This window comes from Bartonella sp. AC158YNML (assembly GCF_042196725.1).
Taxonomy (GTDB): domain Bacteria; phylum Pseudomonadota; class Alphaproteobacteria; order Rhizobiales; family Rhizobiaceae; genus Bartonella.
On sequence record NZ_JBHIQU010000005.1, the window covers coordinates 67,849 to 94,793 of the forward strand.

Consider the following 26,945-nt stretch of genomic DNA (forward strand, 5'->3'; position numbering starts at 1 on the left):
TATCCCTTGAGGGGAAGGATGCACTCTTTTTGAGGGCTAGAGTGCATCCTCATAGATTGGATGCCTCCTTTGAGGGTTTGGCGGTATCCCTTGAGGGGAAGGATGCACTCTTTTTGAGGGCTAGAGTGCATCCATAGGGGAAGGCATATTCCATAAAGATATAGAGACAGCCAAGAAATTTATTCTCTTATCTTATACTGATCGGTTGTTGCGCTTGCTATGGATATTCCCTTTGATATCCTCAGCATTTGAGACCATTGTATGATAAGACTCGCTCGTCAGTATAATGATAAAAGATACTAACGCTTCTATGATAATTAAGATATTTTTGTGCTTTTTTTTTGATTTTTTTTTGATTTTTTTTCACACGAGATCTGTAAGGTATTTTCCTACAGTTTGTCTTTTTGTTTAACTAATGGCGTTGGAAAAACACTTCAATTATTTTAACTGCTTCAACACTGTCCTCAACGAACAGTGTTTTATGATACAACAGAATAAGCCATATCAACTTTTGGATTCTTTGAGGATGTTAGAAGGGGGGCACTAGAAAGGAAGGATGTTGTATATATTGGGGGTATCTCTAAAAGAAAGAAGATTAATGCCTGTGGGAAGAATTTAAAGGGCTAAGCCTTTCTCCATCTTTCCTGTCTATTTTTTATTTGGTTTGATGGTTAAAGAGCAATATTTGAATGGAAAGTGCGCATTACCTTACATTTTAGGGCTTTTTTAAAATGAGTTTACGCTCTTACCGTAAAACCGAATGTTCCAAACAGAATAGACTTGTGTTGCATATTTACGGACTTCTTTTAAAGAAATATAGAGTGATTTTCATATTACAATAATGTTGGTGAATGAATTAACGGAGAAAGTCCTTATGAAGTGGATAATCTCTTCTATGAAATCTAATAAGAGAGCGGTTCGCACTATCTACTATTTTCGCTCTTAATGGGATGACAGCTCTTGGAACTTGAGAGTGTTTAGAAGAGGTCTTTTGATTTTTTTTATCTTTGAAGTATTTTATTCCATCTGTCTCTCCCGATTGTAACGCGCAAGGAAATGGTGTTGATTGATTCAACATAAATAAGAGAATCTTGCGATATTCTGCTCTCTTAATTTTAATCTGAAGAACAATTGATTGTGATTATACATCAGCCTATTGGTGTGATATGATAAAGAATATCATCAAATATTAGTCATTCTATTATGGTGTAAAACAGCTTATACCGTAAAACACTATCCTTTAAGGTTTGGTGATATGAAGCAAGCTTTTTGGGATATGTTTTAAGTGTTTTTTAGGGGCGTGGTGAATCTTTGAGACAGAGCAATCTTCTGTTGCGCCTTGAGTTTAGCGGAAAACCCTGAATAGAAGCCAAGAGGGAAGTGTATCCAAGCTGTTTGTAAATCAGATTGAGTTAAGAATCTTTGTTCTTTAAGAATGGAACGCAAGTCAATTTGACAAAAGAATGATCTATTTTGCGGGTAGACCTTATAGAGGAATATCACAAAGTTAACAGGAGATTGATTGAAGATAATACAGTTATAAAAAAAGCCTCCTTTGCAATCAGAGGACTTAAAAAACAGGAGAATTTCTAACATTAGGTTGTAGAAAATATCAAAAAAATGAATTTAAAAAACTATTGTGCATTAAAATTTCATGAATACTTTTTTCAACTGAGTGCTTATTCTAAGTTCGACATCCATTGAACTGTTTTTAAAGATGTGTTGATGCATGCAACAATTTTGAACAAAATGTACTCTAAAAAACGAATACATTTAAAAGCCTCTCATGATGATAGACTACTGTAGATTGAGGCTCTTTGTTTTTAAGGGGATGCGTATTTGAGTGTGGGGTTTTAGGGTTTTGTGCAGTTTTGTCTTTTGAGGGTTAGGGCTTGAGGGGATTGAAGCGTTTGCAAGGGGCGCTGTGGCTGGAGTGTTGAGCTTGTGGGATTTAAGAATTCTCTTTGGTTTTTGGTTATGAAGGAGTGTGGCTATCCCATGGGGTGTGTTCTTAAGGGCGATGTTTTTGGTTGTTCCTTATGAAGGAGGGGGCGTATGATGGTTGTGCGGAGCGTGATTTTGAAGGCGGGGGTATTTTGCGGCATTATTGCTGTTTTCCTTTGTTTTGCTTATAGAGGGAGCGGGAAGGATGGGAGGCCGCTTAAAATGGCGAGGGAGATTATTCAAAATGTTTATGGTTTGCATATCCCCAATGAAATGCGAGCAAGTCTAAACAATCTCGTAAATGATCGGCAAGGGAGTTTTGTTTGCGTTTTGAAGAACTTAATTCTTTGATCGCTTGTCCGTGGCCTATAACCCGCTCAAGAAGAGAATAGCCAAGAATACCAAGTTGAACTTTAATGGTTTTTAATTGATTGGAGGCTGCTATTTGACGTTCAATGGGCTGTGTGTACCCTTGGCTACAGGCAACCTTTTCACGGGTGTAGTCAAGGCTCATGTGGAGATCGGCTTGGCTTTGACGCCAGTAAAAATAAAAACGTTCTGCCGCTTTATATTGGGCTTTGCTGAGATGTCCTTTGGCATATAAAAGGGCAATGGGATGGCTTTGTGCATTGGCAATGGCTTTAATCGTGCGCGGGTTACTGGAACTTTCTGGATGATTGGGTTTAAAATAAGGATTACGCGTTTCTACAGGGATTTCTTGCGTCTTTAAATGACCAATGTGCTTTCCTTGATTTTGATGATCAAGCGGGCAGGTTTGCATGTTTTTTTTCTCTTGATGGCTCATAACATCTCCTTAAAAATTTTAATTTTGATTCTTTCATGTTTATGCAAAGAAACGGGATTGTGCTGTTGTATGCTTGTTGAGGAATAGGTTTTTATATCTGCTTGTTGCGTGAGGGGACGTTTTTCAAAAGGGTGTGGGGTGGTGGTTTTCTTTTGCTGCTGTCATTTGTTTGTACGAGAGATTTATACGGGGGCGGGGATTTTGCGGGGGCTGTGCGAGGGATTTTGTGGGAGTGGTGTGTGTTGTTCTCTTTGTGGTTCTGGCTTCTTTAAAGGATGGGCGTTTTGTTGCATGATGGGCATTCTTTCTGATTTTATTGCTGTGGGGGGAGGGTTGATGTCGCAGGATTTGGTTTTTTGCCATGGTTGATGTTTTTCTGCCTCTTGGGAGCTTTATTTCTATTTATGTGGGGAGGTATTTGAGGGATCATGAAAGGCAGAAATTTTTTTAAGAGGATGGGGTTTGGGGGGCGTTATTGGCGGGGATCTCATGTTGTTTATACGGTTGCTGAACGCATGGGGTGGCGCTGGCTTTGGTTCTTAATTCCGTGGGGGTATCCTTTTGGGTTTTGTCATTGGGCTGATTTATAGAGGTGTAAAGCATCTTGTTATGATTTGGCTCTTGAAAAGAGAGGGGTTTTGTCGCATGGTGGATATTTTTCTTGAGTGACTTGATGGGGGAGGTGAGTGATGGCGCGCGGGCTTTTGTCTTTGAAGGGATTGGTGTTTAGCTGTATTGTGGCCTATGTCTCTGTGGCTGTTTATGTGGAAATGAAGGCTCTTGGGATGACGTGGGGCATATTTTTACGAGCTGTGGCGTTTTATGGCATTCCCGGTATTTTCCTTATGTTGGGTTATGAAGTAATGCAGCGGCGTGGTGTAACGAAGGGGTTGTTCCTCAAGATGGTGTTGTTGAGCTTCATTTTGGCTGCTGTCTCTGATTTTGTTTATGCGCAAGCCGAGCATTTGGGTTTGACTCAGGTGTGGTTCTTAAACAAGTGGGTGTTTTATGTCCTTTTGGGCTTTGTCCTTGCTCTTATTTATAGACGGGCAAGGCGTCTTGGGTTTAGGATTTCATTCTTTGAAAAGGATTGATCTTTTGCGGCATTTTGGGCATGATCTTTGGTTTTTATTGATGAAGGAGCGGGGCGTATGGTGGTTGCGCGGGACATATTTTTTAAGGGACTGGCGTTTTGCTGCATTTTTGGCTTGGTTCTTGGCTTTGCTTATGAGGATGCGGGGCGACCGGCTATTCCGTGGGAGGTGTTTTGGCAGGGGGGGTGATTTCTTGCATTGTTGCAACTGTCCTTTGTTTTATTTTGGTGGGAGCAGACCGTAGGACTGTATCGTGGGGTGTGTTTTTGAAGGCGGGGGTGTTTTGCACCATTGCTGCAGTGGTTCTTGGCTTTGCTTATAAGGGAGCGAAGCATTTTGATATATCGTGGGAATTTTTAGTGATGGGAGCGGTATTTGTTGCATTGTTGGCGCTGTCCTTGGTTTTACTTATGAGGGTGCGGGGTAAATGGATATCGCGTGGGGTATTTTTATTGAAGTTTCTGGTGTTTGGCGGCGTTGTTGGCACTGTTGTTGGGTTGGCACATGTGGGAGCCAAGCATATGGGCTGGAGCACGCTTTGGTTCTTGAACGATAGGGGGTTCTTGAACAATGGGGGGTTCTTGAACGATGGGGTGTTTGTGAGCAGTGTTGGATTTGTTCCTTTTTTTGCTCTGGAGGGGGGTATGGTGTGTGCGTGTACTGTTGGGGGGCTTAAAAAAATGAGCATTTTTCTTTTCCACCGGCGTGATTTTTGATGTTCTTTCTGTGAGGGGTATTTGATGTCGAACAATGTGATGTTTTTGCTGTTGCCTTGGTTTTTCTGCTTTTTTGGGTTTTTCTGCTTTTTTGCTGTTGCCTTGATTTTTATTTATAAGATTGCCAAGCGTCGCTCTGTTACAGGGTGGATGTTTTGGAGATGGGTGGTGCTTTATGGCGCTCTTGCCACCTACCTTGGTTTTATTTATGTGGGCGTGGGCCGTCGTGCTGTTGACGGAGAGCTGCTCTTGAAGGGGGCGGTATTTTCTTGCATTTTTGCAACTGTCCTTGGTTTGGTGCATCTGGGCGTCAAGAGTATGCCTGTTGCTTGGCAAGTTTTCTTGAAGGCGGTTATGTTTTGTTGCATGATGGGCTTTATCCTGTGGTTTGCTGCTGTGGGCGTCAGGGATATGGATAGCATAAGGGCGGTATTCTTAAAGGTTTTGCTCTTGTCTGTATTGTTGAAAGTGCTCTTGGGGTTCTTTATACGCGAGCAAAGTGATACGGTTTTACAGAGGTTGTTGCGTGCTTTGAATTTTGTGCTGTTTTTCTGCATTTTGGCACCAATCCTTTGTTTTACCCGTCTGGGAGCAGAGAATCTAGGGTTGAGCTGGCTTTGGTTCTCGGATGAGAGGGTGTTGCCCTTTATTGTTGGATTTTTTTCTCCTTTGATTTATCAGGGTGTAAGGCGTGCGCGTGTTCTAGGGGCTTGGTTCTTAAAGTAGGGGGTGTTTTTCTTCTCCATGGGTGTGATCTTTAATGTGCTTGCTGTGAGGGGTATGTAATGTCGAACGATTTGTTTTTTTTTGCTGTTGTTGGTGTTTTTCTACCTTTTTATTGTTGTCGTTATGTGTACTTATAAGGTTTCCAAGCGCTTCGATATTCCGTGGTGGCGGGTGGCGTTTTATTGTATTTTTGGTCTTTCCCTCCTTTTGAAGGAAGTGCTGTTTTACGGCATTTTAGGAGTCGTCCTTTTTTAGCTCTTGTGGGGATGGAGAATGTGGACATACCATGGGGACTATTGTCCTTGATGGGGCTGGTATTTGCTGCACTGTTGGAGTGGTTTTTGATTTTGCATATGAGGGGGTGGCGAGATGGGGTGGTGACGCGTTGTTTGTGGTTATTGAAGGGGGGGCGCCGTTGTTGGAGCGAGCTTTTTTTGTTTGCATTTGGGAGTAGAGAATCTAGGGTTGAGCTGGCTTTGGTTCGCGAAGGATTGGGTGTTTTTCATCATTTGTGGATTGATCCTTCCTGTTGTTTCTATGGGAGCAGGGCGTGCGCGTGTGAAGGCGGTGGCGTTTTTAAAGAGAGTGGGGTTTGTGGGGTATTACAGATAACGTCGAGGGAATGATTGTTCAAAAGAACAGCGATAGCGGTAGGTTTGGGGATCAAACCAAAGCCCTATTTTGCCTTCAAAATCACCAGAACGTTGTTTGGCAATATTCATAATAACGCCGGGGCGTTTGGCTAAATCTGCTTTTTCTTGTGCGAGAGAGGCGGCAAAGATTTTGTCTTCTAACGGTCGATTGCGCCAAATGGTGATGATGTTAAAGGCATTGGCGCCAATCTCTGAGGCGCCTTTAATGTCTTCTGTGCTGGGGATATCTTTATCCAGACCGCTTTTGCGGGCATGGGCGACAAGGTGAATGTGCACACTGTTTAAAACAGCCCAATCAACCATTTTATAAACGGCTTGTTCTTGTCTTGCATAATCATCAGAGGCAATGCCAAGCCGCATCAAACTGTCGATGATAAATTGATCGCAGCCATAGCGCGCACGGCAATAGTCAAAGACATCAAGCAAGGTGTCAACGCTTGATTTGCCAACATGCTCATAAAGAATAAGCCCTTCATCTAAAAAATGAAGAATCCGTTCAATTGTCTCTTTTGTAGGCTGTTCTAAGCCGCCCGTTTGTTTGGTTAAACGGCGGAGCGATTGTTCTCCTTTCATCTCCAGAGACGCTAAGCAAAGCCGACTGTTTTGCGCAATCCAATGGGGAATACAGTCTGATAACAATTGGCTTTTACCTGCTCCACTGGCACCGCTCCATAGCGTTAATTCTGCTGGGCGGAAATGCACTTTATCCTTCAGTTTAGGATAGGGAACCGTATAACCAAGATGTTTTTCAGGCTCTGGCCAAAACAGTCCGATGACTTTGTCTTTATAGTCTGAGGCGCGCCGTAAACCTTCTGGTGCAAAGCTTTTTGCTGAGGAAAAGGCTGCTTTTATGGTGGCTCTATCAATCCCTGCGGTTAAACAGTCATTGGCATCTTTGAGGGGTAAACGGACACGGTAGCAACGGTGGCGTCCAAGCCTGCTGGCAATCTCACGGGCTGCTTCTTCACCAGGCTTATCCATATCGGTGGCTAAAAAAATTGTTTCAAAAGCTTCTAAATGATCAAATTCATTTTCAATCCAATTGTGCTTTCCTCCACTGCCTCCTCCAAAGGGGACAGAGACCGCCGGATATCCATAGGCGGCTAAGGAAAGTGCATCAATTTCTCCTTCAGTGATGACAATGGTACGGTTTGTTGAAGAAAAAAGGGGAAACGGTGCGCGCTCCATTAAGGGGGACTGCTGAAGCGCGTTTGTGGTGGTGGGGGTTGATGAGGGTGCGTGTTGAGGCGCCTGCGTGGCGGCTGGAGTTGATGAGGGGGCGTGTTGAGGCGCCTGCGTGGTGGCTTGGGTTGATGAGGGTGCGTGTTGAGGCGCCTGCGTGGCGGCTGGGTTGGTTGAGGGTGCGTGTTGAGGCGCCTGCGTGGCGGCTGGGGTTGATGAGGGTGCGTGTGGAGCGGCGGGGTTGGTTGAGGGTGCGTGTTGAGGCGCCTGCGTGGCGGTTGGGTTGGTTGAGGGTGTGTGTTGAGGCGCCTGTGGGGCGGTTGGGGTTGATGAGGGTGCGTGTTGAGGCGCCTGCGGGGCGGCTGGGTTGGTTGAGGGTGCGTGTTGAGGCGCCTGTGGGGCGGCTGGGTTGGTTGAGAGTGCGTGTTGAGGCGCCTGCGGGGCGGTTGGGTTTGAAGGGCAAAGGGCTTGCCAGCCAAACAAAATCGGTTCACAGTGTGCTGCTGTAGGTTTTGTTTTTGCTCCTGCTTGCGCAAGCCGTTCTTTAACTAAAGCAAGGGTGCCATCGGGTTTATAAAAGGGAAAAATGATTTTTTCGCCATCTTCTCCTATGCGGTAACGCTTTATAATCTCTAAAGGAATGTGGCGTTCTTTGTGGAGATAGGTTTTTACAAGATTTTGCGGGGGGCGCCCTGTAGGGACCGGTGGACGGCGATAGGAACGATGGGGTGCCATAAAGGGTTTGGGGCGTGTCAGATTGAGAGCCGCGCGTGCTTCTTCTAAGGCTTGAGAGAGACTAATGCCTTTGACTTCACACCAAAGGTCTAAAAGATCTCCTCCAATGCCTTCTGCAAAATCATACCAAAGCCCTGCTTTGCTGCCGCTTAGGCAAATCGATAAACTTTGACCTGCCTCACCACGTGTGTTGCCTACAATCCAATTGTTGCCTCGTTTGTGCCCTTGGGGAAGAAGCATTTCTGCTATTCTATCTGCTTGTGAGATAAGTTTTTGTTTGATTTCAAAAATTGTGCTCATGGTCATTCGTCTGGTGAATATATTGTTGTTTTTTTCAGATGTGAGAGGTGAGAATTCTGTTTTACTGTTCTCGTTGTTCGATCACATGGTGAAAGGTTTTGTGCTATGCTGTCCTTTTTTGTGCGGGACTTGCTCTATCCTGAAAGTTTTTGAAATGGCTGTGTTGGTATCTGTTTGCCAAGGGTTTAGGAAGGTGGTGCCCTTTGAGAGGGGCGCGTTGGAAGCAGGTAGGGTGGATGATGCAAGAAGGTGGGGGGGGATGTCTGAGAGGGTGGTGCATTTTGGAGTCCTGTTTTGGGATACCTTGTTGGGGCATGTGTTGGGATGCCTGTGTGGGGCTTTTGCATGGGGAAAACGCTTTTGTGATGAGAGAAAAATGGTCGATGTTGACGCGTTTTACGGTGTGAAGAGCTTATTTCATTGTTGTTTTGCCGCCCTTTGTTTTGTGTTATTTTGTCCGATGCTATTGTGGTTTTGAAACGTTTTTATCCCTGCGCGTGCTTGAAAAATACGTTGTTTTTGTGATGTCAAAAATTGTCGCTATAGTTGATCAAACTGCGGTAAAGCGTGTCGTTGTTCTCAGAGGTAAAAGATGAGGAGCTTCCCTGTTTTTGCTGTTCTTGCCGTTCGATCTCACGGCGAAACCAGTTGCGCCATGTGGCTTGCCAGTCTACTTTGAGAGCTTCTTTGCCGCTCTTGGCTTTCCAATAGTCGCGAAATTTTTTGGCTTGCCAAAGAGCTTGGCTTTCACTCAAGCCTTCTGAAACTGCCGCCTTGATGTCTGCTTGCCAATGCTCAGGAAGACGGTACCCTTTGGCAACTGAGGCTGTGGTTTTTTTGTTGGAAGAAGGAGGAATGGAGGAAGGAAGATTGCTGAGGGGAAGAGTGGTGGCGGATTTTGTCTTTTCCCCCGTGACAATTTGCGCGATAGGGGCGGGAGTGAACTCCGCTTGGGGAGCGTTTAAAGGGGAGGCGTTTTTTTGCTCCGCTTCTTCTTGTGGAGGAGAAGGGAGAGGTGAATCAAGAGCCGATAAGGGTGATGGATGATCGCTTTGTTCAAAACTCTCTTCGCAGGAAAAACAAGGTTCTGTCTCATCAAACAAAATTTTCTTTTCTAAAACACCGTAAGGTGTTTCCTTTTCTTCTGCCTTTTGAGCTTTTGAGCTTTGTGCAACATCTTTTGTACTTTCGTTAAGCAGTTGTTGCATCTCTACATTGATTTTCTTGCGTTTTTTTGCCGAAGAACGACCCGCAAAGGATTTTTGTTCAAGCAATTTTTCACGCTCTTGAAAAACATTTTCGCAACGCTTATTCCATAATCCATTGGCTAAATTTAAAATCTTACCCTCTTGGATGAGCATCTCTAAAACATTAACAAAAGTTCGCTTGTCACAACCACAAAGACGCGCTAAACGTTCTTTCGATATTTCTAAAGGTCGGCCACGGGCATACATTTCATTGAGAAGAATCGTATAGATTCCAATTTCGTGTGCGCGCATCCCACGTACACCTCCTAGAAAGTCATTTTGATACCAACAAACATATGGAAGCCTAGACGATTCATAATGAGGAGTTTCTTGTTGATTAGCGTGTTTCATACTGCAATCTACTTTCTTCTTTTTTATACATTTTTATTGATGATAAAAGCTCAAATAAGGATTTAACTTGTGTTGCTTTTGGCTCTGTTCGATGATGACGAGAGGCTTCTTTACGATGCTTATAAATGATTGGCTGTGCTTGAAGCGCATGCAAACTTACGATTTAAGATTGCGGTGATGGAAAAAATAAAGAATACCACACATTCTCAACGTACTTTCTTTTGGGCAGAAGCTTTGGAGGTGGTCTTTTATATCCGGTAGGGTGGTTAAAGTGTTTTTATGAGCTAAAAATAGAAAATTCCCCCTAAAAAGTAAAATTTGTTTCCTTAATTTTATCCTTTTTAGAGGATAATGCAAGCCCGTTTTATAAAAAGGACGTGTTTTTTTAAAAAGACGCGCTATATGGTGAAATTATGAATATCGATGGTTGGCGTCAAAGATTAAAGACCGCTTTGGAAAAAAGTGGGCGGTCAAAAAGATCTATCTCTCTCTCTGCCGGTAAAGGCGCGGGGTACCTTCATTCTATTCTTTCTGAAGGAAAAGAACCAACAATCGAATCTCTCTCGCGAATTTGTCACGAAATTAATATCAGTATGAATTATATTCTTTACGGAAAAGGGGCTAGCCCTGAAGATAAAGAATTTATAGAGCTTATTTCGAAACTCTCTCCGCAAGAGAGACAGGCGATTTTGACTCTTTTGCGGCGGCCAATTGACGAAGCTTCAAAATAACTTCCTTCTGTGCTTTTGTGTCAAGGCGACTCCAGTATTTTATTAATATTATGTCACTCATTTTATCTCTCCTGTGTGTTTATAATTGCAATTTTGTAAGAACAAATAGAGAACAACAAAGGGGCATGAGAGGAACAAAGAATAATAGATTTTTCTTTACATATGTCATTTGAACCCCGTAGATATTTAAAATATATCTTTTATGAAGGATAAAATGATTGACATCTCTCCTATAGAGGATATAAGACTAACGCTATATTTAGTCTTGTCAAGACAAGGCTATGCTTTATCAACTATCTAAAGGGGGAAATCATGAAAAATATTTCATTCGTTAAAGAGGATGAAATCATTGTCGTTTTATGCGAAGAGGAAAATCCTTGTACTTATGAAGGACCAATCGACGAAATCGAAGAGGTGCTCGAACTGATTGAAGAATATGAAACTGTTTATAGAGTTTTACGACTCGATCTGACAACTTCTTATGCTGAAGATGTTACGGAACAAATCGCTGATTTTTATGTCGAAAATCATGAAATAAATGAAGAAAATACACAATTGCAGCCCTTCATTTTGAATAGTGAAGCGTATCATGCTTTTTTAAATGAAAGAGCGGCGTGCGATTATGAAGATAATCTCTATGGCTCTTATGAAAAACAGCATCGTTTACGCCCATGTGATGTCTTGACAGATTATTGGTGGTAAACATGACAAGTTATCTCAAGACTTCTTATCGAGGGATTCCACTTTATTATGCTGGAAATATGCGAAATTTAATCAGACTCGAACCACGAAAACACGACGCTCTTCTTTTTATCTCGCAAGAAGCGGCGCTGTCTATGGCAAAAAAATTGGCGGAAGAATATCTCCGCTATGATTTTTCCGTCGTGCAATAGCAGGGTTGAAAAAAGAAGCCGCAATGATGGGCCAAAGTGCTTTTTCATTGCGGTGACAATGGTGCGCGTTATGCTTTCGTCTAGGGAGGCCGCTGCTTGGGAGGGACTTAGCTGATATGGAAAAGGAGGGGATGAGAAACTTGTGGGGAGGAGGGATGTTGGGGGGGCGTTTCCAACAGCTTTTGTGATTTCAGCAGCACAATATTTAAGGATGCTGTCATTCTTAGTGGGGAATGCATCTTAAAAGATATGAATATTTCAAAGAGAATATGTTGCAAAAAAAAGCACTTTAAAGATTAAGGAGAGAAATACCATGCCAATCATTATCGATTGTATTCAAGGAACAGAGGAATGGCAGCAAGTGCGTAATGGTTTGATTACGGCTTCGTTGTTTGAGATGGTGATGGCACGAACAAAACAAGGGCAAAAAACGTCACGCTATCAGAGTGTGATGATGAAATTGGCGGGAGAAAGAATTACAGGAAAAACCGTTGATGAAGGGACAACACTTTCTCAGCGACGTGGGACTGAATTAGAACCAAGCGCGCGACAGCTTTATGGGAAACTGACACATACAGAACCTAAATGTATTGGCTTTGTTTTGGCTGATGATCGCGGACAAGGATTTTCTCCCGATGCTTTTGTGGGAAAAAATGGATTGTTGGAAATTAAAACAAAAAAACCTGAAATTTTAATTCCTCATTTCATGCAAAAGGGCTTTCCAGCAGAACATAAAGCACAATGTCAAGGAGGGTTATGGATTTCTCAACGCGAATGGGTGGATTTAATGCTCTATTGGCCAAATATGCCACCTTTGATTAAACGGGCTTATCGTGATGAAGCCTATATTTGCAAGCTTGAAAATGAAATTAGCCGTTTTAATGAGGCGTTGGAGAAGATGGTACAGCAAATTAAATCGGTTGAGACAGGTTTTCATATAAGAACAGAAATTGCTTTGAAGGAGGGAGAAAGCGGGGAGCTTGGAGCGCATGCAAGGCGTATGCTGGAGGGCAAAGCAAGAATGAGACGCAAGAGGGGAAGAAAGGGATCTTGTGTAGCGTTGAGGAGAGGCAAAGTTCTATAAAAAAGAAATTCAGAGGGAAAAGAGCAAAGCATATGTTGGAAGAGGGTGCCAAACAAGGGGGCGCAGGGAAGCAGGGAGCACAAAGAGCTTGGCTATGAATGTGAAAGCATATTGGGACAATGGGGGAAGATCTCATATGATATTGGAAATAACGGTGCTGTAAGAAAACAGGTTTGCTCCCTTATAAAAGGGGGCAGGGATGAGGGAACAGATTTCCGCCTCTTTTGTTTTTTTGAATTCATGACAAGTCATGGTTAATATTCTTTAGATTTTTCAAAAAATAATGTGATTGTTCAGAGTTCTGTGAGGATGAGCACTGCGCCAATGAAAAAGATCGTAATTTAAGCAAACATGCCGATGTTTTAAATTTGAAACGCCATAATAAGCTGATTGGAATAGACATTACCGAGATCATTATGAGTACTACCATGGTCAACTCTAATATCTGAACTTTATAAAAATGATTTTTCATACTTGTTCTCGGAAATATGGCGTATAACTCCTTATAGCAGCACCAAAGTCTGAGAACTCTTCCTCTTTTGACATGCTATAGTCATTTTGCAAGTGATTATATGTTTTTACGTAATCATTTCCTTGTTGTTCACTCGTGGCGTGATGAGAAAATAAAAGAGTTCCTTATTATGATAGCGAAGAAAATAAAGCGTTTAAACATGAAATATCTATTTTTTGTTGTTTCTAAATCGTTTTTAGAACCAAGCCATTTTGAATGGATCCCCGTATGTTATTTTTATGGCAAAAATGTGAAGTAAATCACCCTTTAATGCAAAATGTGAGAAGGGGGGATCCTGTCTCTAAATGAGGGTGTGTACAGTCAAAAAAATCGCATATGCAGGGTTTTTATTCCTCGGTAGGGAGCTTTATGGGCAGCAAAAAATATAGAGTAAGCTCTGTAGCCTAAAAAATAGGATACCACTGAGGGGAAATAAGGAAAGGGAGAGGAATAGAGGGAGGGGTACCGGGCAAAATAATGCGTATTGTGAAGGAGGGAGCTGTGCGCTGCGTAGATTGTTGGTCGTGAAATTGGCAATGAGGAATCTTCTTTAAAAAAGTAAGCTAATTGTCTCGCGGCTTATTTGAAGCTTATTGGGTGCTTGTTTTATCGCTGTTTTTTGTTTTCCCTTTGCCAAGGGGTGGGGGAGGTTGACAACGCCATTGAATTGAGAAGACGTGTGAAATTGCTGTTTTTTAATGGATGACAAGGATGACAGATGAAGATTATTTTAAAGCTTCTCTTTCGATTTTTCTAAGAAATGCTTGTGTTGCGTGCTGCTTGGGATGGGTAGAGGGGCTCACAAAATAAGATTATTTGTTTTGCGAGCCGCTTTAAAAGGTTATCAATTGGGTATGTTCAAGAAATTGATTTATAATAATACCATTATTCCTTTAAGTAAAAAACAAGAGCGTGAGAGGTTATCTCAGCCTCTGTTCTATTGATATCAATTAAAAGCATTTTTTATACGATACGGTATAAAGTAAATGTGTAGGCAAAAAATATTCAAAAAATAAAAATGCCTCTTTAATTATGAATCATTTCAAGAGCCAAGAGCTGTCGTAACATTGAGGCTTAGCAAAGTGGAGGATACGGCATATCTTCATGAAGGAAAGATAGTGCACGTAATGGGAGGGACCTATTCTTTGGGCGCACGCGCTCTGCCTCAGTTTTAAATTTGCTCCCAGAGGGCTCTTTTTTAAGGAAATAAAGCGCGCCATTGAAGATATTGAAGCCCATATTTTAAAGGATGGAGGCTTTGATGGAGGCAATTGATGCTTGGTGAAAAGAAAAGAGGGGCAAAAGAAGAAAAATAAAGGAAAAATAAAATGGTGCTGCGAGAGAGGATTGAACTCTCGACCTCTCCCTTACCAAGGGAGTGCTCTACCACTGAGCTACCGCAGCCGTTTTCAATCTTTGCGCTGTCTTGTGCCATATTGTTAGAAAATAGGCAAGAGAACATTTGTATATTCTTGCAAGAAAACGTATCTTATGTCATGACATATATTTCTTATATTCTTAAATATTTAAGATCATGAGTTGCTTGGATAGAAGCTCAACATTGTTCAAAAGGTTGCGCAATGACACAAATGTATCAAAAACAAAAGCACGATGAAATCAATCATCAAGATGAAAAAGAAAAACGTCGTCAAGAAAGATTGGCGCAACAATTGCGTCAGAACCTGAAACGTCGAAAAGAGCAAAGTCGAAAAAGAGCGCAATCAGATCTTTAAAAAGAAAAAAATGTTTTTTTAGTAAATTTTTGCAACCAAACGTCTCAATAATTTGTTTTCATATTTAGAATGCGTTCTAAAACGATTAATAAAGCATAACTTCCCGAAGGGGGACAATCCTTTGGAAGGGCAAGCACAAAGGAAAAGAGGGAAAACACGATGGATTCTATTCAAATTGTTGGGGGAGAAAAACTTAAAGGAACAATTCCTATATCAGGAGCAAAAAATGCTGCATTGCCTCTTATGATTGCAGCGCTGCTTACTGAAGAAACGCTCACTTTAGAAAATATTCCTCATCTTGCCGATGTCGAATTGCTTATTCGTATCCTTAATAATCATGGGGTTGGATATGCTGTTGATGGGCAAGAGTTTAACGATGATTGTGTCAATGCAAGGACAATCCATTTTACTGCGCAAAAAATAATCACAACGCGGGCACCATACGAACTGGTGAAAAAAATGCGTGCAAGCTTTTGGGTTATCGGACCACTGCTTGCACGATGCGCAGAGGCTTATGTATCCCTGCCTGGAGGATGTGCTATCGGGACAAGGCCCGTCGATTTTATCCTTGAGGGACTTAAAACTTTAGGCGCACAGATTGCTATCGAAAATGGATATGTTCATGCAAAAGCGCCAAGGGGGTTAAAAGGTGCTCACTATCGCTTCCCTAAAGTCACTGTTGGTGGAACCCATGTGCTGCTGATGGCGACGACAATGGCAAAGGGAACAACCGTTCTTGAAAATGCGGCTTGTGAACCAGAAGTGACAAACCTTATTCGAACCCTCAATGCTATGGGGGCTCAAATAACCGGTGAAGGAACAACAACACTTACAATTGAAGGGGTTAAAAAACTCAACGGTGCTAGAGTACGCGTTATTGCTGATCGAATCGAAGCGGGAACATATGCAATGGCTGTTGCTATGACGGGAGGAGATGTCTTTCTTAAAAATGCAAATCCTAATCATCTCACAAAAGTGCTTAAGGTGCTCCAAAAAACAGGACTCGAGATTCACATAGAACCTCAAGGAATTCATGTTAAGCGAAATCCAAAGAACACCAAAATTATGCCCGTTGATATTAAAACAGGACCTTATCCTGCTTTTCCAACCGATCTCCAAGCGCAATTCATGGCGCTCATGACACGGGCTGAAGGAATCGCGCATATTACAGAGACAGTTTTCGAAAATCGTTTTATGCATGTTCAAGAACTCAATCGCTTAGGAGCACAGATAAAGCTTGATGGGCAGACGGCAACCGTTTATGGAACAGAGAATTTGCAAGGGGCTCCCGTTATGGCGACGGATTTGCGCGCTTCTGTTTCTCTTGTAATTGCAGCATTGGCGGCAAAGGGAGAAACAATCGTCAATCGTGTTTATCATCTTGATCGTGGATTTGAGAGATTGGAAGAAAAATTAGCTCGTTGTGGTGCCAAAATTCAACGCATTACAGTTTAAATCTGTTAAAGAGAGTCGATATTTAGGGAAGTTTGGAGGAGATTGTTTAGAGGAAGTTGCTTTTGAGTGGCATATTTTACGGTTGCGCTTTGGGGGAGAATAATGCTTAGCTCGAGAGCTCTTTTCAATGGGGCGTTTTCTTTTGTGGAGAATTTGGGGCAGAGAATGACTTTCTAGAGCGCTCTTCAAGTTCCAAGGGCATGGCTTTTGTGGCTGTTTTTTCCTTTTCGGAATGGTTTTTCTTTGTGTAAAGTTTTGCTTCTCTAACTTTTGAGGAGACTTGAGATTATTGTCTAAGTTTCGTTCATGGCGCTTATGATACGGGCTGAAGGAACCGCGCGGATTACAGAGATGATTTTTGAAAATCGTTTTATGTATGTCCAGGGACTTAATCGTTTAGGGGCAGAGATAAAGCTTGATGGGCAGACAGCAACTGTCTATGGAACAGAGCATTTGTAAGGGACTCCCGTCATGGCGATTGATTTGCGCGCTTCTATTTCTCTTGTGATTGCAGCATTGGTGGCAAAGGGAGAAACAATCGTCAATCGTGTTTATCATCTTGATCGTGAATTTGAGAGGTTGGAATAAAAATGAACCCGATATGGCGCCAAAATTCAACAATTAACGGGAAAAAGTTTTGCAAGAGGCGTGAAAAATCATTTTGCTAAAAAGATTTTCCAAAAGAAAATCGTGAAAAGCACCCCTTAAAGGGCGCTTTAGAAAAAGAAGACGACTATTAAAGGGAGCGTTATAAAAAAGGCTACCAAAAATCCGGAACTTCAGGCTTTAAATGAGGACCAATCCGTACTGCCGAGACCTTTTCTGCTAATCCTGTACGATCTGAAATCTCAACCGCTAAACCACAAAGGGTGGCTTCTCCACACGCCGGTTCAAAACGATCTCGCTTATTCTTGTAAAGAAAACGGTATAAGGGTTCTTCTTTTTCCATTCCAAGTGATGAGTTGTAATCTCCACACATGCCTGCATCCGATAAATAAGCGCTTCCACCTTCTAAAATCTGTGCATCAGCAGTGGGAATATGCGTATGGGTGCCAACGATAACACTTACACGACCATCAAGAAAATGTCCAAAACATTGCTTCTCGCTTGTCGTTTCTGCGTGAAAGTCAAAAATAATCGCATCGGCTTGCTCCATCAAGGAACAGGCTAAGAGAATATCTTCCGCTGTTTCAAATGGATCTTCTACTTTGCACGGCATAAAAACACTGCCCAACAGATTCGCAACAAGAACACGGGCATCATTTTTCGCTGTAAAAACACCAACTCCTCTTCCGGGAGTCTCTTGCGAGAAATTGGCAGGACGTAAAAAACGATCACTCTCATGCGCATACTGCAATGCTTCTGTGTGAGAAAAAGCATGATTACCCGTGGTGACAACATCAACTCCGGCCATCAAAAGATCTTGATACGTCTCTTGTGTGAGGCCAAAACCACCAGAGGCATTCTCACCATTCACCACAACAAAATCAAGATGCCATTTCTCAATGAGTTGAGGAAGATGCTCAAAAACAGCTTTACAGCCTGTATTGCCAACAATGTCACCTAAAAATAAAAAACGCATAGGCGTTTTAATCACATTTTAACATTTTAAGAAACCTTTTTCTGTAAAAATTCTCTGCACCTGTAAATCATGTTCTGTTGGAGGAATGGAACAAACCTCCTGACACGAGAAACCCATGCCCCATAATGTCATTGAATGTCCTTGTTTTTTAAGAGATTCAACTGCACGATCATAATATCCTCCTCCATAGCCAAGACGGTGACAGTGACGATCAAACGCAGAAAGCGGAACAATAATAATATTGGGAAAAACAACAGCATTGTCTGCTCCTGGGCCAAAAGTACCAAAACGCATGGGCTTGAGAGTCGTGCTGGGTGAAAATGCACGAAAAATCATGGTGGTGGAATCAAGCACTGCCGGTAAGGCTAGACGTCCACCGCGTGACGCTATAACATCAAGTAAAGGTCGCGGGTCAATTTCCGATTTGATGGGCCAATAGCCTGCTAAAATGAGGCGTGAAAAATCGGTTCCTTTTTTTTCAAGAGACTCAATAACGTGACAACAAGCACGTTGTGAAAAGAGTTCGCGCTCTTGCGTTGAAAGAGCATCACGACGCGATAAACCGCTTTGGCGGTGCTGCGTGCGAAGAGATAAAGTTGTGTCGCAGGGGTTATTGGAGGTCATTTTCTTCGTCAATTTTTTTATCATCTGCTGGTATTTTATCCCTTGTTTGCATTTTGTAAATCGTAGTGAGAACAGAGCCGTGCTGTAAAAAGAGTGCGTGCTTCTTTTGTTGAAAGAGCATCTTGATGCGATAAATCGCTTTGGCGGTGCTTTGTTGCGAAGAGATAAAGTAGGAGGTAGATAAAGCTTACCGTTATCTCTTGAAAAGAGAGTATTGGTCTTCTGGAAAAGGACATCTTCAATTTTTTGGGGAAAAATTTTATTTGTGCAAAAAAGTTATGTAAAAAAGGTGATCCACAACAGCCGATGGAAAAAGCTGACCCCAAGAACCTAAACAAATAGGTGGGCGCCATATGAAAAAGCCCACGAGCTTTATCAGGGACAGCTCCCTTGGAGATCACTAAGGTCTCAGGAATACGTTATTTCCTGTCGAGAAGCGCAGAACACCCCTCTTAATATAAAACAATTTCAGAATTTCTGCTAGAGATAAAATAACTTACCTCTCTTGTTTTTCATAAAGTTTTTTCAAGAGGGTAATGTTGCTGGTGGTTTTGGGAAATGGCTGCATGATGTATGGCGTGCTTATTCAAGGTAAAAAAGAAAAAAACATCAGTGGGAGGAGTGAAGCACCATGGTTTAGTGAGAATGCTTGATTTGATGTTTCGGGAGAATGCTTGGGGGAGGTTTTTGAAGGGGGAATATTTTATGCAAGAAGGTTTGTTAAATCGATGTTGTGTCTTTGAAGCTTTCGCATTTGTGGGTCATATTTCAGTGCTGTTTTTAGTTTTAGGGTGGGGGGAGACGATACGGTATGGGCTGCTGATGGTTGAAGCTCATAAAAATACAGACTTTGACAGTTTATCAGAGGCGCTAAGCGATGTTTGGAGCTTTTTTCAAAAAATATTTTTTGAGGCTCGTATTTTACAAATTGTTTTATCCATGATGAAAGGTATGAAAAGAGGCGGTATGAAAAGAGGCGGCGTGAAGAATTTGTCTACTTCGAGAAAAAATTCTGTAGGCGAAATATGGGGGAAAGTGTTTAGACGTTGTCTTAAATACAAAAAAGAACTAAATTCAAAAAAAGGCACTATAATTGCGCGGCTCAAGCTCAAGAGCATGGTTGAGATCAAGCAGAGCAAGTTTGAAATCGTTCAGTGGGATGTGAATTCAAGCGCGTCTTGTCTAAGCTTGAATGCATCATACGGTCTCGCTCGTGAATGACACCGTTTAAAGAGCTTGGGGCGATTGTTCGTCTAACAGAGCTTGCACGCGCTTTTGAATCCTCCGCATTTGTGGATAATAGTCTAAAGCTGTTTCATAAGCTTTAAGAGCAAGTTTTGGACGCTCTGTCGCTTCCATGGTAACGCCAAGTTCAAAAAAGGCACTATAATTGCGCGGCTCAAGCTCAAGAGCATGGTTGAGATCAAGCAGGGCAAGTTTGAAATCGTTCAGTTGAATGTGAATCCAAGCGCGTCTTGTCCAAGCTTCAGCGTAAGTAGGTAAAAGCGCAAGAACATTATCAATATAATCAAGCGCAAGTCCATAATCGTCGTTGTTAAGTGCATTTTCAGCCCATGACATCAAAAGATCAATCGTTTCACTCCCCGATTGGGACCACAAATGTTGAAGTTGTTGACTGATCTTTTTCGCGTTAGCAACATCCGCACAATATTTCAATTCTTTGAGTAAACGTGAAATTTCTGCTTCTTTGCGTTGCTTAATTCTATCAACAGGCGAAAGTTGATCTGAGTCAAAATCTTCAAGAATAATCGCAGATGAATCAGAGGGCGTGGAGGAAGGCGCAGGAGAATTGGGGATGAGATCTTCTAACGGTAAAAGCGATTGTGGAGAAGGCCGATCTTCAGGAAGAGAAGGAGGGTTTTGCCCATAACAAGAAGAAATAAAACAAAAAATGCCAACAAAAGAAAGCAAAAAAATGCGCTGGAAAATACAGAAAAAAACCAGCTGAAAAAAACAAAAAGCTTTTAAAAAAATAGAAAAATCCATAAAAACAAGCCCCCAAAAGATAAATTACCACACATTATCAAACAATGGACTTGCAACCCCAAAAAATCTCAAGAAAAAATCTTTCATGCCTACAATTAAGGTAGGCATAAAAACATTAGCTCTGAAAGAATTAGCCCTGACGTGCTCTAAAACGCGGGTTCGTTTTATTGAGGATATAAATACGACCTTTACGACGCACCAAACGATTGTTACGGTGGCGCTCCTTTAGTGCTTTAAGCGAATTTTTAATTTTCATCATATTCACCGTTTAAACAGTTTACTTAACACAATACTATAATACAATATTAAAACACGAAAACACAATATTACAACCCCAATAGACTGCTTACTCTATGAGCATTGCATTACGATATCGTACTTGCATCATAATATCACACGATACACTTTTTCACTGTGATCACAAAAAGAAAAGCGCACTCTTAAAGTACGCATTAAAACACTTTATCAGCACAATGAATAAGTGAAAATTGCAAAAAAGTAAGAGAAATCTAACAAGAAGTCTTATTCTTGTCAAGGGTATATTACAAATTCCTTAGGGTGTGTTAATGGTTTCTTTGAAGGTAAAAATATTGAGTAAAAAGCAAAATGAAGTACTAAAAGACAAAGAGTGTAAACAAGCTAAAAACTTTTCGGCTTTGAACAAATAAGCCCTGTCAGGGGTGGGATGTTGAAGGGGGGTGTCTTTGAGGAGAGGCGAGGGGTTCTTCTTAAAATTGCGGGGCTTGTGTGTGTGTCTCGTGAAGCTCTGTTAGGTGCGTGTGCCGGCTGAAATGCTTGAAGTAGGGGAAATCGAGGGAGGGAGCCGTTGGAATTGTTCCTTGTATTTGCTATACGCACATAATATCATGCCTATAGTTTCAAACGCTCCCTTACGAAAAGTCTCATACCCCCAATATGCCCCCTCAATGACTGGTAATCATATTAAATACATCTAAAAATATGAAAACAAGAACTATGGTATTCTTAATACCACGTTTTTCACGATTTTTTTTATTTATTAATTCCTTTATTACATTTTTGATTTGCTAAGTTTAGTCCTGTAAGCGCTTTACGGTACAGTTTTCGATATTTAATGGTAGAATAAACCAACCAAACGGATAATGTTATTATTGCACAACCGACAATGATTCCTAGAATGCGCCCTAATATTATAGCTTCAATCATTTTTCTCTCCTTATTATATTTTGATTAGCAACCGCTTCGTCTAGTTGTTTCATTACTTTTTTCAGTTTCTTCTTTACTATGATCCGTAGCACCAAAGAGATTGGTATCGAACCGTACAGAATTAATCCGCATATCAGCCCGATTAAACTTGCAGCATCCATTTGAGGTTTATCCGCATGGCCTAATATTGAGAGGAAAATGTATAAACAAACGCTTATAAAGATTATGAATATAAATTCTCCCAGTGAAACAACACCAGCCTTTATTGTTTCCTTAACTTCTTTTTGGATATCAAGGACTAAATCCCATTGAGGATATCTATCATTTTGTTCTTTTGACGATGCATTTGATAGGTTTGTTTTTGGCATGTTGATATTCGTTTGTTTCTTGAATGTTTTGTCTTTTGATAAAGTGAATAACTCAGTTTCTCAGATATGAGATGAAAAGAAGATTTCTGTACTTGTTATAATTATAATACGAATGATCTGCTACCTCTGTAGTATATCTTCCCTTTTATTATTATGAAACATGTACAATTCTCCGTGCCGCTGTGTAAACGATTCGTTTTGTGAGTACAATTATGTTTTATGGCTAAACTATAGGCGAAGAGGCATTTAATATGAAGTGTTCATGTCGGCTAGAATTTACTTAAAAAGATCCTGATTGTTGGCAGATTTGAATAATGTAACTTGATAGGGGAAAGAAAGAAGGCGATAGACATACGAAGGTGACAAATATTACAAATGTTAAAGTGAGTGATATTTTAAATGGCTGGTGTTTTTGAGCGTAAGATAAATTTACGGTTTTCTTTCAGTGTGGAGATGTATTTACATCTGCTCTTTTAAGCTTTATCGCGAAATGAAACAAGGAGAGACGCTTCAAGCCCTAGAAAATACGACACAGGTAATATCGTCTTGTGAGAGGAGAGAGGAGGTTTCTATGATGGATGAGCTTAGTACTGTAACTATATCTTTGACGTGGAGGTCAGGAGTGGTGCGGGGTGCGCGCTTGGCACTTTTGTAAAAGAATGAACACCGGAGACTAGAGGCAATGAGAACACATTGTTAGAGTGGTCTCTATAGCTGTAAGAGGAAAGTTCATCCCCTAACGGTCGGAATTAAAGGGGAAGTGAAGAGGACGACCTATGCCCTATAGTATTGGGGGGGAATGAAGCAATGGAAGGTGGAGATGAGTGGGGCTGGTGAATTGCTTTTAGTCGTGAAGAGATAGCTGCGATGGGATGTTTTTGAAAAGAGGAGGAGATGTTGGATTGTTGATGGGGGGATGAAGCTTTTTTGAGGGTGGATTAGATATTCATGTAGGTTAAGCGGTTTGGAAAGGGAGAAGTTGTTTTTTCTGTCTTCACTTGTGTGGAAAAGCATTTTTATATGTGTATGTTAGATTTGCTGGCAGGCCCTGTTAATTGGATGACATGCCCCATTTTGCGGTGGGGATGGGAAGAGCTTTTGCCATATAAATGGATTGATGTATGCTCTTGTGTGAGAAAATATTTTAAATTGCTGAGATTGTTCCCAAGGAGATTTGTCATTTGGCAATCGCTATGGCGGTAGGTGCTGCCCAAAGAAAGTCCGCAAATAGCACGGATATGTTGTTCAAATTGTGAAGTTATGCACGCCTTTTGTGTCCAATGACCAGAATTATGCACACGCGGCGCTAATTCATTCACTAACAGATTACCATCCATTAAGACAAAAAATTCAATGCAAAGAATACCAACATAATTGAGGGCATCCATAACTGTTAAGCTGATTTCTTGTGCTGCTTTTTGCACCTCAGGTGGAATATGTGATGGAACAAAGGATTTATGAAGAATACCATTTTTGTGTTGATTTTCAGGGCAATCATAAAAAATATGTTCCCCTTGTTTTGTACGTGCCGAAAGAACCGAAATTTCCGATAAAAAAGGAACTATTTCTTCCAAAATACAAGGCTGTTCCTGAAAAGTCCTTAAGGCTTCGTCAAGGGTTTGTTCATCTGGGTGATCAAGCTTGATCTGGTTTTTTCCGTCATAACCAAAACGACGCGTCTTTAAAAGACCACGCCCGCCCAATGCATCAAGACCGGAAAGAAGAGAAGAAGAATTGTCAACAGCATGCCATGACGCGGTGCCGATTCCTTGATCATGCAAAAATTGTTTCTCAAAAAGTCGATCTTGCGTGATCTCTAAAGCTTTCGAAGAGGGATAAACAGGCTTGCTCTTCTCTATATATTGAACCGTTTGAAGCGAAAGATTTTCAAATTCATAGCTGACAACATCACACTGAGAAATAAAATGATTTAAGGCTGATATATTATCATAGGAGGAAATAATATGGTTGTTTGCTGTTTGGGCCGCTGGGCAATCTGCTTCGGGGCAAAAAATAACGGTTCGAAATCCTAATTCTGCTGCCGCTATGGCTAACATGCGTGCCAATTGTCCGCCACCGATTAAACCAATAACGCTGTTTGGAGGTAACATGTTGGATGAGTGGGATGTGTTGGATGGGTGGGATGTGTTGGATGAGGGGGGCGTGTTGGATGAGGGGGTAGTATTGGAGAACGCTGCCATTTTAAACCTCTGTTACCGGTGTTTGTGCGACATTGGCTGTTTGTTGTTGACGCCAATCTTGTAATCGTTGTGCGAGATCATGATCGTAAATGGCCATAACGGCTGCGGCTAAAAGAGCTGCATTAATTGCGCCTGCTTTACCAATGGCTAATGTGCCAACGGGTATTCCTGCTGGCATTTGCACGATTGAAAGTAAGGAATCTTGACCCGAAAGAGAGTGTGAGTGCACTGGAACGCCAAAAACAGGAAGGGGAGTGAGTGCTGCTAACATGCCAGGAAGATGGGCTGCTCCCCCTGCACCGGCAATTAAAATTTTAAAACCTGCCGTTTTTGCTTCTTTTGCAAATTGGTAAAGGCGTTCAGGGGTTCGGTGGGCTGAAATAATATGCGAACTATGAGAAATATCAAGATTCGTCAAAATATCGGCGCTATGACACATCGTTTGCCAATCCGATTGGCTCCCCATTAAAATCGCGACATCACATGATTTTTTTGTCATTCTCCATCCTTCTCAAATGTTCAATGCGATTCTTTCTCATCATTTTTTAAGAGTTTTATATTCTTTTTGCAAAGCCAATTGATGACAGAAAATAGTTATTTTTCAAATAAGATTGAAAGATAAAAATTTAAAGAGGATACGAGAGATGAAAAATGAGAATATTAAGACGCATAAAGCACTGTTCTTTGAGATGCGGTGTTCAAAATATTGGACCGTGAAGCTGTTAGGTTGCCGGATTGTCATTTTGTCATTTCCTCAGGAAAGAGGGAAAATACATTGCCAGAAAGCCATTGATGGTAAGGTTTTCAAAAAATATTCTCATTTTTTATTTGCTAAAATAAGTACTGTTTCCATATTATGTAATGTGTCGTGCAATTTAAAATATTGTTTATGATGAAAAAGAGATTTTTATGGCAAAAGTGTGTTACAAATAAGTATATTCTTTTGAGAAAAAAGAGAGATCTTTCTCTCTCAATTTCAAAGGTTGATTATTTTGCTGTTTAGGTAATTCTTTTATGGGAGAAAATATGCTCTATCATTGCTGATGTAAGGGAAACCAATAAGCAACGCTTTGGTTGAGAGGTGTTTTTAGGGGATTATATATTTTATCATTTCTTCATAAAAATGTTATGACAATGAAAGTGAATGATGAATTGTGAATAATAAATTCATTGTCTCTTTTTTGCCCAATTTTGTAATATGGTGAATACTCGGCAATAAGATTAAACCCTCAATGTTAAGAAAGGAGATTTAAAAGCTATGTTTTTTCCGTTTTTAATCGCTCTAGGTACTGCAGTAACCACTGTATATGGCAAAAAAAATATAAGTTATGTGTTGTGGGCCATTTTATTCGTTGTCATTCTTCTCACTTTTAATCATCACGCAACTTCTACTTTAAATCTATCTTTTTGAGAGAATAGCCATGGAACATGTTGAACAAAAAAACCCTCATTTCGTTATATTTATGAATACGCTAGGACTCATCGGATTATCCGTTGTTTTGGTGGTGGCCTTTTATTATCAATTGGTAAAGTTTGAGTTGCCTTGTCCCCTTTGTTTGCTGCAGCGCGTTGGATTGATGCTTGCAGGATGCGGGTTCTTGCTCAATATTCACCATAAGGTGAAAAATACCCATTATGGCATGGTTATCCTCGGTTGTATGGTAACCAGTATCATTGCGGCACGGCAGGTGTTTTTGCATATTACACCAGATGATTTGGGATATGGTTCAACGTTTTTTGGATTACATTTTTATACTTGGGCTTTTATTATTTCTGTTCTTTGTATCTTTGCTGTATCGTTCGTCATGATTTTAAGTGAGTTGGCACACAAGTTTAAAGAATTTTCTCCTTTTCCAATATTGAGTAAAACAGCAAGTTTCTTATTTGTATTTTTAATTGCGGCAAATTTGATTTCTACTATACTGGAATGTGGTGGGGGACAATGCGCTGATGATCCTGTAAGGTATGAATTGTTATCAAATTGGTTTTCTTCAGAGTCTTGAAATTTTTAAATAATCTCTTATCGTAATTTTATTGTTTAAAGAAGCGGAAATGTTCAAAAGTCCGCTTTTTTTGTCTTATTATGCCGTAAACAGCGTTGTTTAGAGCGATGGTATATGGCATGACAAGCTTTACATTAAGTGTTTTTAGATATCGTGATCAAGTCTTCAAGGTAGGGCTTTGTCTATCGCGCCTATGAAGTGAACCGCCTCTACCCCCTCGCTTCTATGTGTGGTCAGTAATAGAAACCCGCCGAGAGAAGCTGGATTTGACGGACCAGTGACTGGTAGAAATTTCCTTCCTTTGAAGTGTGGGGAGGGGGCAATGGAAAGACAGTGCATCAAGATTTTAGATAATCAAAAACGGTCTTTTATGGAGACGCTGGACTTTATAAGCGTTTGCGTTTGATCTTTTTTAAATAAGATTTTCTTGTTGGGTTTTGTGAAGATGCGTCAGTATAGAAGTGTTGAAGGGGTTGATCTTGGGTGCTGTCGAGCAGCCAAATTGTACACAAGTCATGGAGATTTATTTTTTAGGAGAGAATTAACTATAAAAATTTTTTTTCTTGATTTTTTTTTACATTATATTAAATAGATCTTTGTATTCATTTTGGTGCTTCTGAAGTATTTTTAGTGCTTTTAGAGGTGAGATTTTGAAAGTTATTTGAATAATTTTCTATAAAGGTTTGTTTTTAGAGACAAACCTTTTTTTTTATTTCATTTTTAGATGTTTCCTTTCAATTTCAGTGTGAAGCTTTTGTTTTAGAAACAAGCGTTTGGATGATTCTTCTTCTTACGTTTTACTGATGATTCTTTCT

27 protein-coding genes, 1 tRNA gene, 1 other RNA gene and 1 pseudogene are annotated in these 26,945 nt (G+C 40.9%); 17 read left to right on the plus strand and 13 right to left on the minus strand.

All coding sequences use genetic code 11. The annotated features are described in order from the left end of the window. Positions 1-2,179: 2,179 nt before the first annotated feature. Positions 2,180-2,749, minus strand: coding sequence for a hypothetical protein (locus ACFIM1_RS04205; protein ID WP_375609327.1), 570 nt, complete (start codon positions 2,747-2,749; stop codon positions 2,180-2,182). A 141-nt stretch (positions 2,750-2,890) separates the two neighbouring features. On the opposite strand from ACFIM1_RS04205, the gene ACFIM1_RS04210 reads away from it, so the two are divergent. From ACFIM1_RS04210 to ACFIM1_RS04235, 6 genes are all read left to right on the plus strand, one after another. Then, positions 2,891-3,118: a hypothetical protein gene (locus ACFIM1_RS04210; protein WP_375609328.1), complete on the plus strand. Its 228-nt coding sequence runs from the start codon at positions 2,891-2,893 to the stop codon at positions 3,116-3,118. A 59-nt stretch (positions 3,119-3,177) separates the two neighbouring features. After that, positions 3,178-3,339 (plus strand): hypothetical protein, encoded by a 162-nt coding sequence (locus ACFIM1_RS04215; RefSeq protein WP_375607069.1) that lies wholly within the window; start codon positions 3,178-3,180, stop codon positions 3,337-3,339. A gap of 99 nt (positions 3,340-3,438) precedes the next feature. After that, a complete protein-coding gene (locus tag ACFIM1_RS04220) occupies positions 3,439-3,843 on the plus strand; it encodes a hypothetical protein (protein ID WP_375609329.1) in 405 nt (134 codons plus the stop codon). 161 nt (positions 3,844-4,004) lie between these two features. Next, positions 4,005-4,559 carry a hypothetical protein gene (locus ACFIM1_RS04225; RefSeq protein ID WP_375609330.1) on the plus strand — a complete coding sequence of 185 codons (555 nt, stop codon included), beginning with the start codon at positions 4,005-4,007 and terminating at the stop codon, positions 4,557-4,559. A 24-nt stretch (positions 4,560-4,583) separates the two neighbouring features. Next, the gene (locus ACFIM1_RS04230) at positions 4,584-5,285 is read left to right on the plus strand and encodes a hypothetical protein (RefSeq protein WP_375609331.1); all 702 of its coding nucleotides are present in this window, start codon (positions 4,584-4,586) and stop codon (positions 5,283-5,285) included. 164 nt (positions 5,286-5,449) lie between these two features. Further along, the gene (locus tag ACFIM1_RS04235) at positions 5,450-5,911 is read left to right on the plus strand and encodes a hypothetical protein (protein WP_375609332.1); all 462 of its coding nucleotides are present in this window, start codon (positions 5,450-5,452) and stop codon (positions 5,909-5,911) included. On the opposite strand, the gene ACFIM1_RS04240 is transcribed toward ACFIM1_RS04235, so the two are convergent. After that, positions 5,888-8,155 (minus strand): toprim domain-containing protein, encoded by a 2,268-nt coding sequence (locus ACFIM1_RS04240; protein ID WP_375694486.1) that lies wholly within the window; start codon positions 8,153-8,155, stop codon positions 5,888-5,890. The genes ACFIM1_RS04235 and ACFIM1_RS04240 overlap by 24 nt on opposite strands. Between ACFIM1_RS04240 and ACFIM1_RS04245 the strand changes: the two genes are divergently transcribed. Continuing rightward, positions 8,154-8,633 carry a hypothetical protein gene (locus ACFIM1_RS04245; RefSeq protein ID WP_375609334.1) on the plus strand — a complete coding sequence of 160 codons (480 nt, stop codon included), beginning with the start codon at positions 8,154-8,156 and terminating at the stop codon, positions 8,631-8,633. The two genes, ACFIM1_RS04240 and ACFIM1_RS04245, sit on opposite strands and share 2 nt — an antisense overlap. A 49-nt stretch (positions 8,634-8,682) precedes the next feature. Here ACFIM1_RS04245 and ACFIM1_RS04250 read toward each other — a convergent pair whose 3' ends face one another. Beyond that, positions 8,683-9,753: a YdaU family protein gene (locus tag ACFIM1_RS04250; RefSeq protein WP_375609335.1), complete on the minus strand. Its 1,071-nt coding sequence runs from the start codon at positions 9,751-9,753 to the stop codon at positions 8,683-8,685. A 413-nt stretch (positions 9,754-10,166) separates the two neighbouring features. Between ACFIM1_RS04250 and ACFIM1_RS04255 the strand changes: the two genes are divergently transcribed. From ACFIM1_RS04255 to ACFIM1_RS04270, 4 genes are all read left to right on the plus strand, one after another. Then, entirely contained in the window at positions 10,167-10,484 is a 318-nt protein-coding gene (locus ACFIM1_RS04255) for an XRE family transcriptional regulator (RefSeq protein WP_375607060.1), read from the plus strand. 312 nt (positions 10,485-10,796) lie between these two features. Next, a complete protein-coding gene (locus tag ACFIM1_RS04260; protein WP_375607059.1) occupies positions 10,797-11,186 on the plus strand; it encodes a hypothetical protein in 390 nt (129 codons plus the stop codon). Positions 11,187-11,188: 2 nt separating this feature from the next. After that, positions 11,189-11,377, plus strand: coding sequence for a hypothetical protein (locus ACFIM1_RS04265; protein WP_375609336.1), 189 nt, complete (start codon positions 11,189-11,191; stop codon positions 11,375-11,377). A 313-nt stretch (positions 11,378-11,690) separates the two neighbouring features. Further along, positions 11,691-12,461: a lambda exonuclease family protein gene (locus ACFIM1_RS04270; RefSeq protein WP_375607057.1), complete on the plus strand. Its 771-nt coding sequence runs from the start codon at positions 11,691-11,693 to the stop codon at positions 12,459-12,461. A 1,840-nt stretch (positions 12,462-14,301) separates the two neighbouring features. Here ACFIM1_RS04270 and ACFIM1_RS04275 read toward each other — a convergent pair. Next, a tRNA-Thr gene (locus tag ACFIM1_RS04275) sits at positions 14,302-14,376 on the minus strand. A 176-nt stretch (positions 14,377-14,552) separates the two neighbouring features. Here ACFIM1_RS04275 and ACFIM1_RS04280 point away from each other — a divergent pair. From ACFIM1_RS04280 to ACFIM1_RS04290, 3 genes and pseudogenes are all read left to right on the plus strand, one after another. Beyond that, the gene (locus ACFIM1_RS04280) at positions 14,553-14,705 is read left to right on the plus strand and encodes a hypothetical protein (protein WP_375608168.1); all 153 of its coding nucleotides are present in this window, start codon (positions 14,553-14,555) and stop codon (positions 14,703-14,705) included. Between the two features lie 159 nt (positions 14,706-14,864). Further along, entirely contained in the window at positions 14,865-16,160 is a 1,296-nt protein-coding gene (murA, locus tag ACFIM1_RS04285) for a UDP-N-acetylglucosamine 1-carboxyvinyltransferase (RefSeq protein WP_375608169.1), read from the plus strand. A 303-nt stretch (positions 16,161-16,463) separates the two neighbouring features. After that, positions 16,464-16,748: pseudogene (locus tag ACFIM1_RS04290) on the plus strand (UDP-N-acetylglucosamine 1-carboxyvinyltransferase); the annotation flags it as partial. A gap of 172 nt (positions 16,749-16,920) precedes the next feature. On the opposite strand, the gene ACFIM1_RS04295 reads toward ACFIM1_RS04290, so the two are convergent. The 3 genes from ACFIM1_RS04295 to ssrS all read right to left on the minus strand — a co-directional run bounded on the left by ACFIM1_RS04295 (position 16,921) and on the right by ssrS (position 18,814). Next, complete coding sequence (locus ACFIM1_RS04295; protein WP_375608170.1) at positions 16,921-17,742, minus strand: TIGR00282 family metallophosphoesterase; 822 nt, start codon at positions 17,740-17,742, stop codon at positions 16,921-16,923. 18 nt (positions 17,743-17,760) lie between these two features. Next, positions 17,761-18,366, minus strand: coding sequence for a 5-formyltetrahydrofolate cyclo-ligase (locus ACFIM1_RS04300; RefSeq protein WP_375608207.1), 606 nt, complete (start codon positions 18,364-18,366; stop codon positions 17,761-17,763). A gap of 287 nt (positions 18,367-18,653) precedes the next feature. Next, positions 18,654-18,814: non-coding RNA, 6S RNA (ssrS, locus tag ACFIM1_RS04305), on the minus strand. Between the two features lie 197 nt (positions 18,815-19,011). Here ssrS and ACFIM1_RS04310 point away from each other — a divergent pair. After that, positions 19,012-19,587: a hypothetical protein gene (locus ACFIM1_RS04310; protein WP_375609337.1), complete on the plus strand. Its 576-nt coding sequence runs from the start codon at positions 19,012-19,014 to the stop codon at positions 19,585-19,587. Between the two features lie 6 nt (positions 19,588-19,593). Here ACFIM1_RS04310 and ACFIM1_RS04315 read toward each other — a convergent pair whose 3' ends face one another. The 6 genes from ACFIM1_RS04315 to purE all read right to left on the minus strand — a co-directional run bounded on the left by ACFIM1_RS04315 (position 19,594) and on the right by purE (position 24,626). Further along, on the minus strand, positions 19,594-20,373 hold the full coding sequence (locus ACFIM1_RS04315; protein ID WP_375608172.1) for a tetratricopeptide repeat protein: 780 nt from the start codon (positions 20,371-20,373) through the stop codon (positions 19,594-19,596). 130 nt (positions 20,374-20,503) lie between these two features. Beyond that, positions 20,504-20,629 carry a type B 50S ribosomal protein L36 gene (ykgO, locus tag ACFIM1_RS04320; RefSeq protein ID WP_013545486.1) on the minus strand — a complete coding sequence of 42 codons (126 nt, stop codon included), beginning with the start codon at positions 20,627-20,629 and terminating at the stop codon, positions 20,504-20,506. Positions 20,630-21,384: 755 nt separating this feature from the next. Next, entirely contained in the window at positions 21,385-21,558 is a 174-nt protein-coding gene (locus tag ACFIM1_RS04325) for a hypothetical protein (RefSeq protein ID WP_375608173.1), read from the minus strand. Beyond that, positions 21,555-21,926 (minus strand): hypothetical protein, encoded by a 372-nt coding sequence (locus ACFIM1_RS04330; RefSeq protein ID WP_375608174.1) that lies wholly within the window; start codon positions 21,924-21,926, stop codon positions 21,555-21,557. The genes ACFIM1_RS04325 and ACFIM1_RS04330 overlap by 4 nt, the downstream gene beginning before the upstream one ends. Before the next feature lie 1,016 nt (positions 21,927-22,942). Beyond that, positions 22,943-24,127 (minus strand): 5-(carboxyamino)imidazole ribonucleotide synthase, encoded by a 1,185-nt coding sequence (locus ACFIM1_RS04335; RefSeq protein WP_375609338.1) that lies wholly within the window; start codon positions 24,125-24,127, stop codon positions 22,943-22,945. 1 nt (position 24,128) lies between these two features. Beyond that, positions 24,129-24,626, minus strand: coding sequence for a 5-(carboxyamino)imidazole ribonucleotide mutase (gene purE, locus ACFIM1_RS04340; RefSeq protein WP_375608176.1), 498 nt, complete (start codon positions 24,624-24,626; stop codon positions 24,129-24,131). Between the two features lie 759 nt (positions 24,627-25,385). Between purE and ACFIM1_RS04345 the strand changes: the two genes are divergently transcribed. Beyond that, positions 25,386-25,538 (plus strand): DUF5993 family protein, encoded by a 153-nt coding sequence (locus ACFIM1_RS04345; protein WP_166428907.1) that lies wholly within the window; start codon positions 25,386-25,388, stop codon positions 25,536-25,538. A gap of 10 nt (positions 25,539-25,548) precedes the next feature. Further along, positions 25,549-26,130, plus strand: coding sequence for a disulfide bond formation protein B (locus ACFIM1_RS04350; RefSeq protein ID WP_375608177.1), 582 nt, complete (start codon positions 25,549-25,551; stop codon positions 26,128-26,130). Positions 26,131-26,945 lie beyond the last annotated feature (815 nt).

What these genes read in the sequence shown, in the direction of transcription:
- ACFIM1_RS04215 (WP_375607069.1), top strand. Translation starts at nt 3,178, where the DNA reads ATGAAAGGCAGAAATTTTTTTAAGAGGATGGGGTTTGGGGGGCGTTAT.
- ACFIM1_RS04330 (WP_375608174.1), bottom strand. Translation starts at nt 21,926, where the DNA reads ATGCCAAAAACAAACCTATCAAATGCATCGTCAAAAGAACAAAATGAT.
- ACFIM1_RS04310 (WP_375609337.1), top strand. Translation starts at nt 19,012, where the DNA reads ATGCTTGATTTGATGTTTCGGGAGAATGCTTGGGGGAGGTTTTTGAAG.
- ACFIM1_RS04260 (WP_375607059.1), top strand. Translation starts at nt 10,797, where the DNA reads ATGAAAAATATTTCATTCGTTAAAGAGGATGAAATCATTGTCGTTTTA.
- ACFIM1_RS04280 (WP_375608168.1), top strand. Translation starts at nt 14,553, where the DNA reads ATGACACAAATGTATCAAAAACAAAAGCACGATGAAATCAATCATCAA.
- ACFIM1_RS04295 (WP_375608170.1), bottom strand. Translation starts at nt 17,742, where the DNA reads ATGCGTTTTTTATTTTTAGGTGACATTGTTGGCAATACAGGCTGTAAA.
- ACFIM1_RS04270 (WP_375607057.1), top strand. Translation starts at nt 11,691, where the DNA reads ATGCCAATCATTATCGATTGTATTCAAGGAACAGAGGAATGGCAGCAA.
- ACFIM1_RS04255 (WP_375607060.1), top strand. Translation starts at nt 10,167, where the DNA reads ATGAATATCGATGGTTGGCGTCAAAGATTAAAGACCGCTTTGGAAAAA.
- ACFIM1_RS04220 (WP_375609329.1), top strand. Translation starts at nt 3,439, where the DNA reads ATGGCGCGCGGGCTTTTGTCTTTGAAGGGATTGGTGTTTAGCTGTATT.
- ACFIM1_RS04250 (WP_375609335.1), bottom strand. Translation starts at nt 9,753, where the DNA reads ATGAAACACGCTAATCAACAAGAAACTCCTCATTATGAATCGTCTAGG.
- ACFIM1_RS04265 (WP_375609336.1), top strand. Translation starts at nt 11,189, where the DNA reads ATGACAAGTTATCTCAAGACTTCTTATCGAGGGATTCCACTTTATTAT.
- ACFIM1_RS04230 (WP_375609331.1), top strand. Translation starts at nt 4,584, where the DNA reads ATGTCGAACAATGTGATGTTTTTGCTGTTGCCTTGGTTTTTCTGCTTT.
- ACFIM1_RS04205 (WP_375609327.1), bottom strand. Translation starts at nt 2,749, where the DNA reads ATGAGCCATCAAGAGAAAAAAAACATGCAAACCTGCCCGCTTGATCAT.
- ACFIM1_RS04240 (WP_375694486.1), bottom strand. Translation starts at nt 8,155, where the DNA reads ATGAGCACAATTTTTGAAATCAAACAAAAACTTATCTCACAAGCAGAT.
- ACFIM1_RS04315 (WP_375608172.1), bottom strand. Translation starts at nt 20,373, where the DNA reads ATGGATTTTTCTATTTTTTTAAAAGCTTTTTGTTTTTTTCAGCTGGTT.
- ACFIM1_RS04335 (WP_375609338.1), bottom strand. Translation starts at nt 24,127, where the DNA reads ATGGCAGCGTTCTCCAATACTACCCCCTCATCCAACACGCCCCCCTCA.
- ACFIM1_RS04300 (WP_375608207.1), bottom strand. Translation starts at nt 18,366, where the DNA reads ATGACCTCCAATAACCCCTGCGACACAACTTTATCTCTTCGCACGCAG.
- ACFIM1_RS04245 (WP_375609334.1), top strand. Translation starts at nt 8,154, where the DNA reads ATGGTCATTCGTCTGGTGAATATATTGTTGTTTTTTTCAGATGTGAGA.
- ykgO (WP_013545486.1), bottom strand. Translation starts at nt 20,629, where the DNA reads ATGAAAATTAAAAATTCGCTTAAAGCACTAAAGGAGCGCCACCGTAAC.
- ACFIM1_RS04345 (WP_166428907.1), top strand. Translation starts at nt 25,386, where the DNA reads ATGTTTTTTCCGTTTTTAATCGCTCTAGGTACTGCAGTAACCACTGTA.
- ACFIM1_RS04350 (WP_375608177.1), top strand. Translation starts at nt 25,549, where the DNA reads ATGGAACATGTTGAACAAAAAAACCCTCATTTCGTTATATTTATGAAT.
- purE (WP_375608176.1), bottom strand. Translation starts at nt 24,626, where the DNA reads ATGACAAAAAAATCATGTGATGTCGCGATTTTAATGGGGAGCCAATCG.
- murA (WP_375608169.1), top strand. Translation starts at nt 14,865, where the DNA reads ATGGATTCTATTCAAATTGTTGGGGGAGAAAAACTTAAAGGAACAATT.
- ACFIM1_RS04325 (WP_375608173.1), bottom strand. Translation starts at nt 21,558, where the DNA reads ATGATTGAAGCTATAATATTAGGGCGCATTCTAGGAATCATTGTCGGT.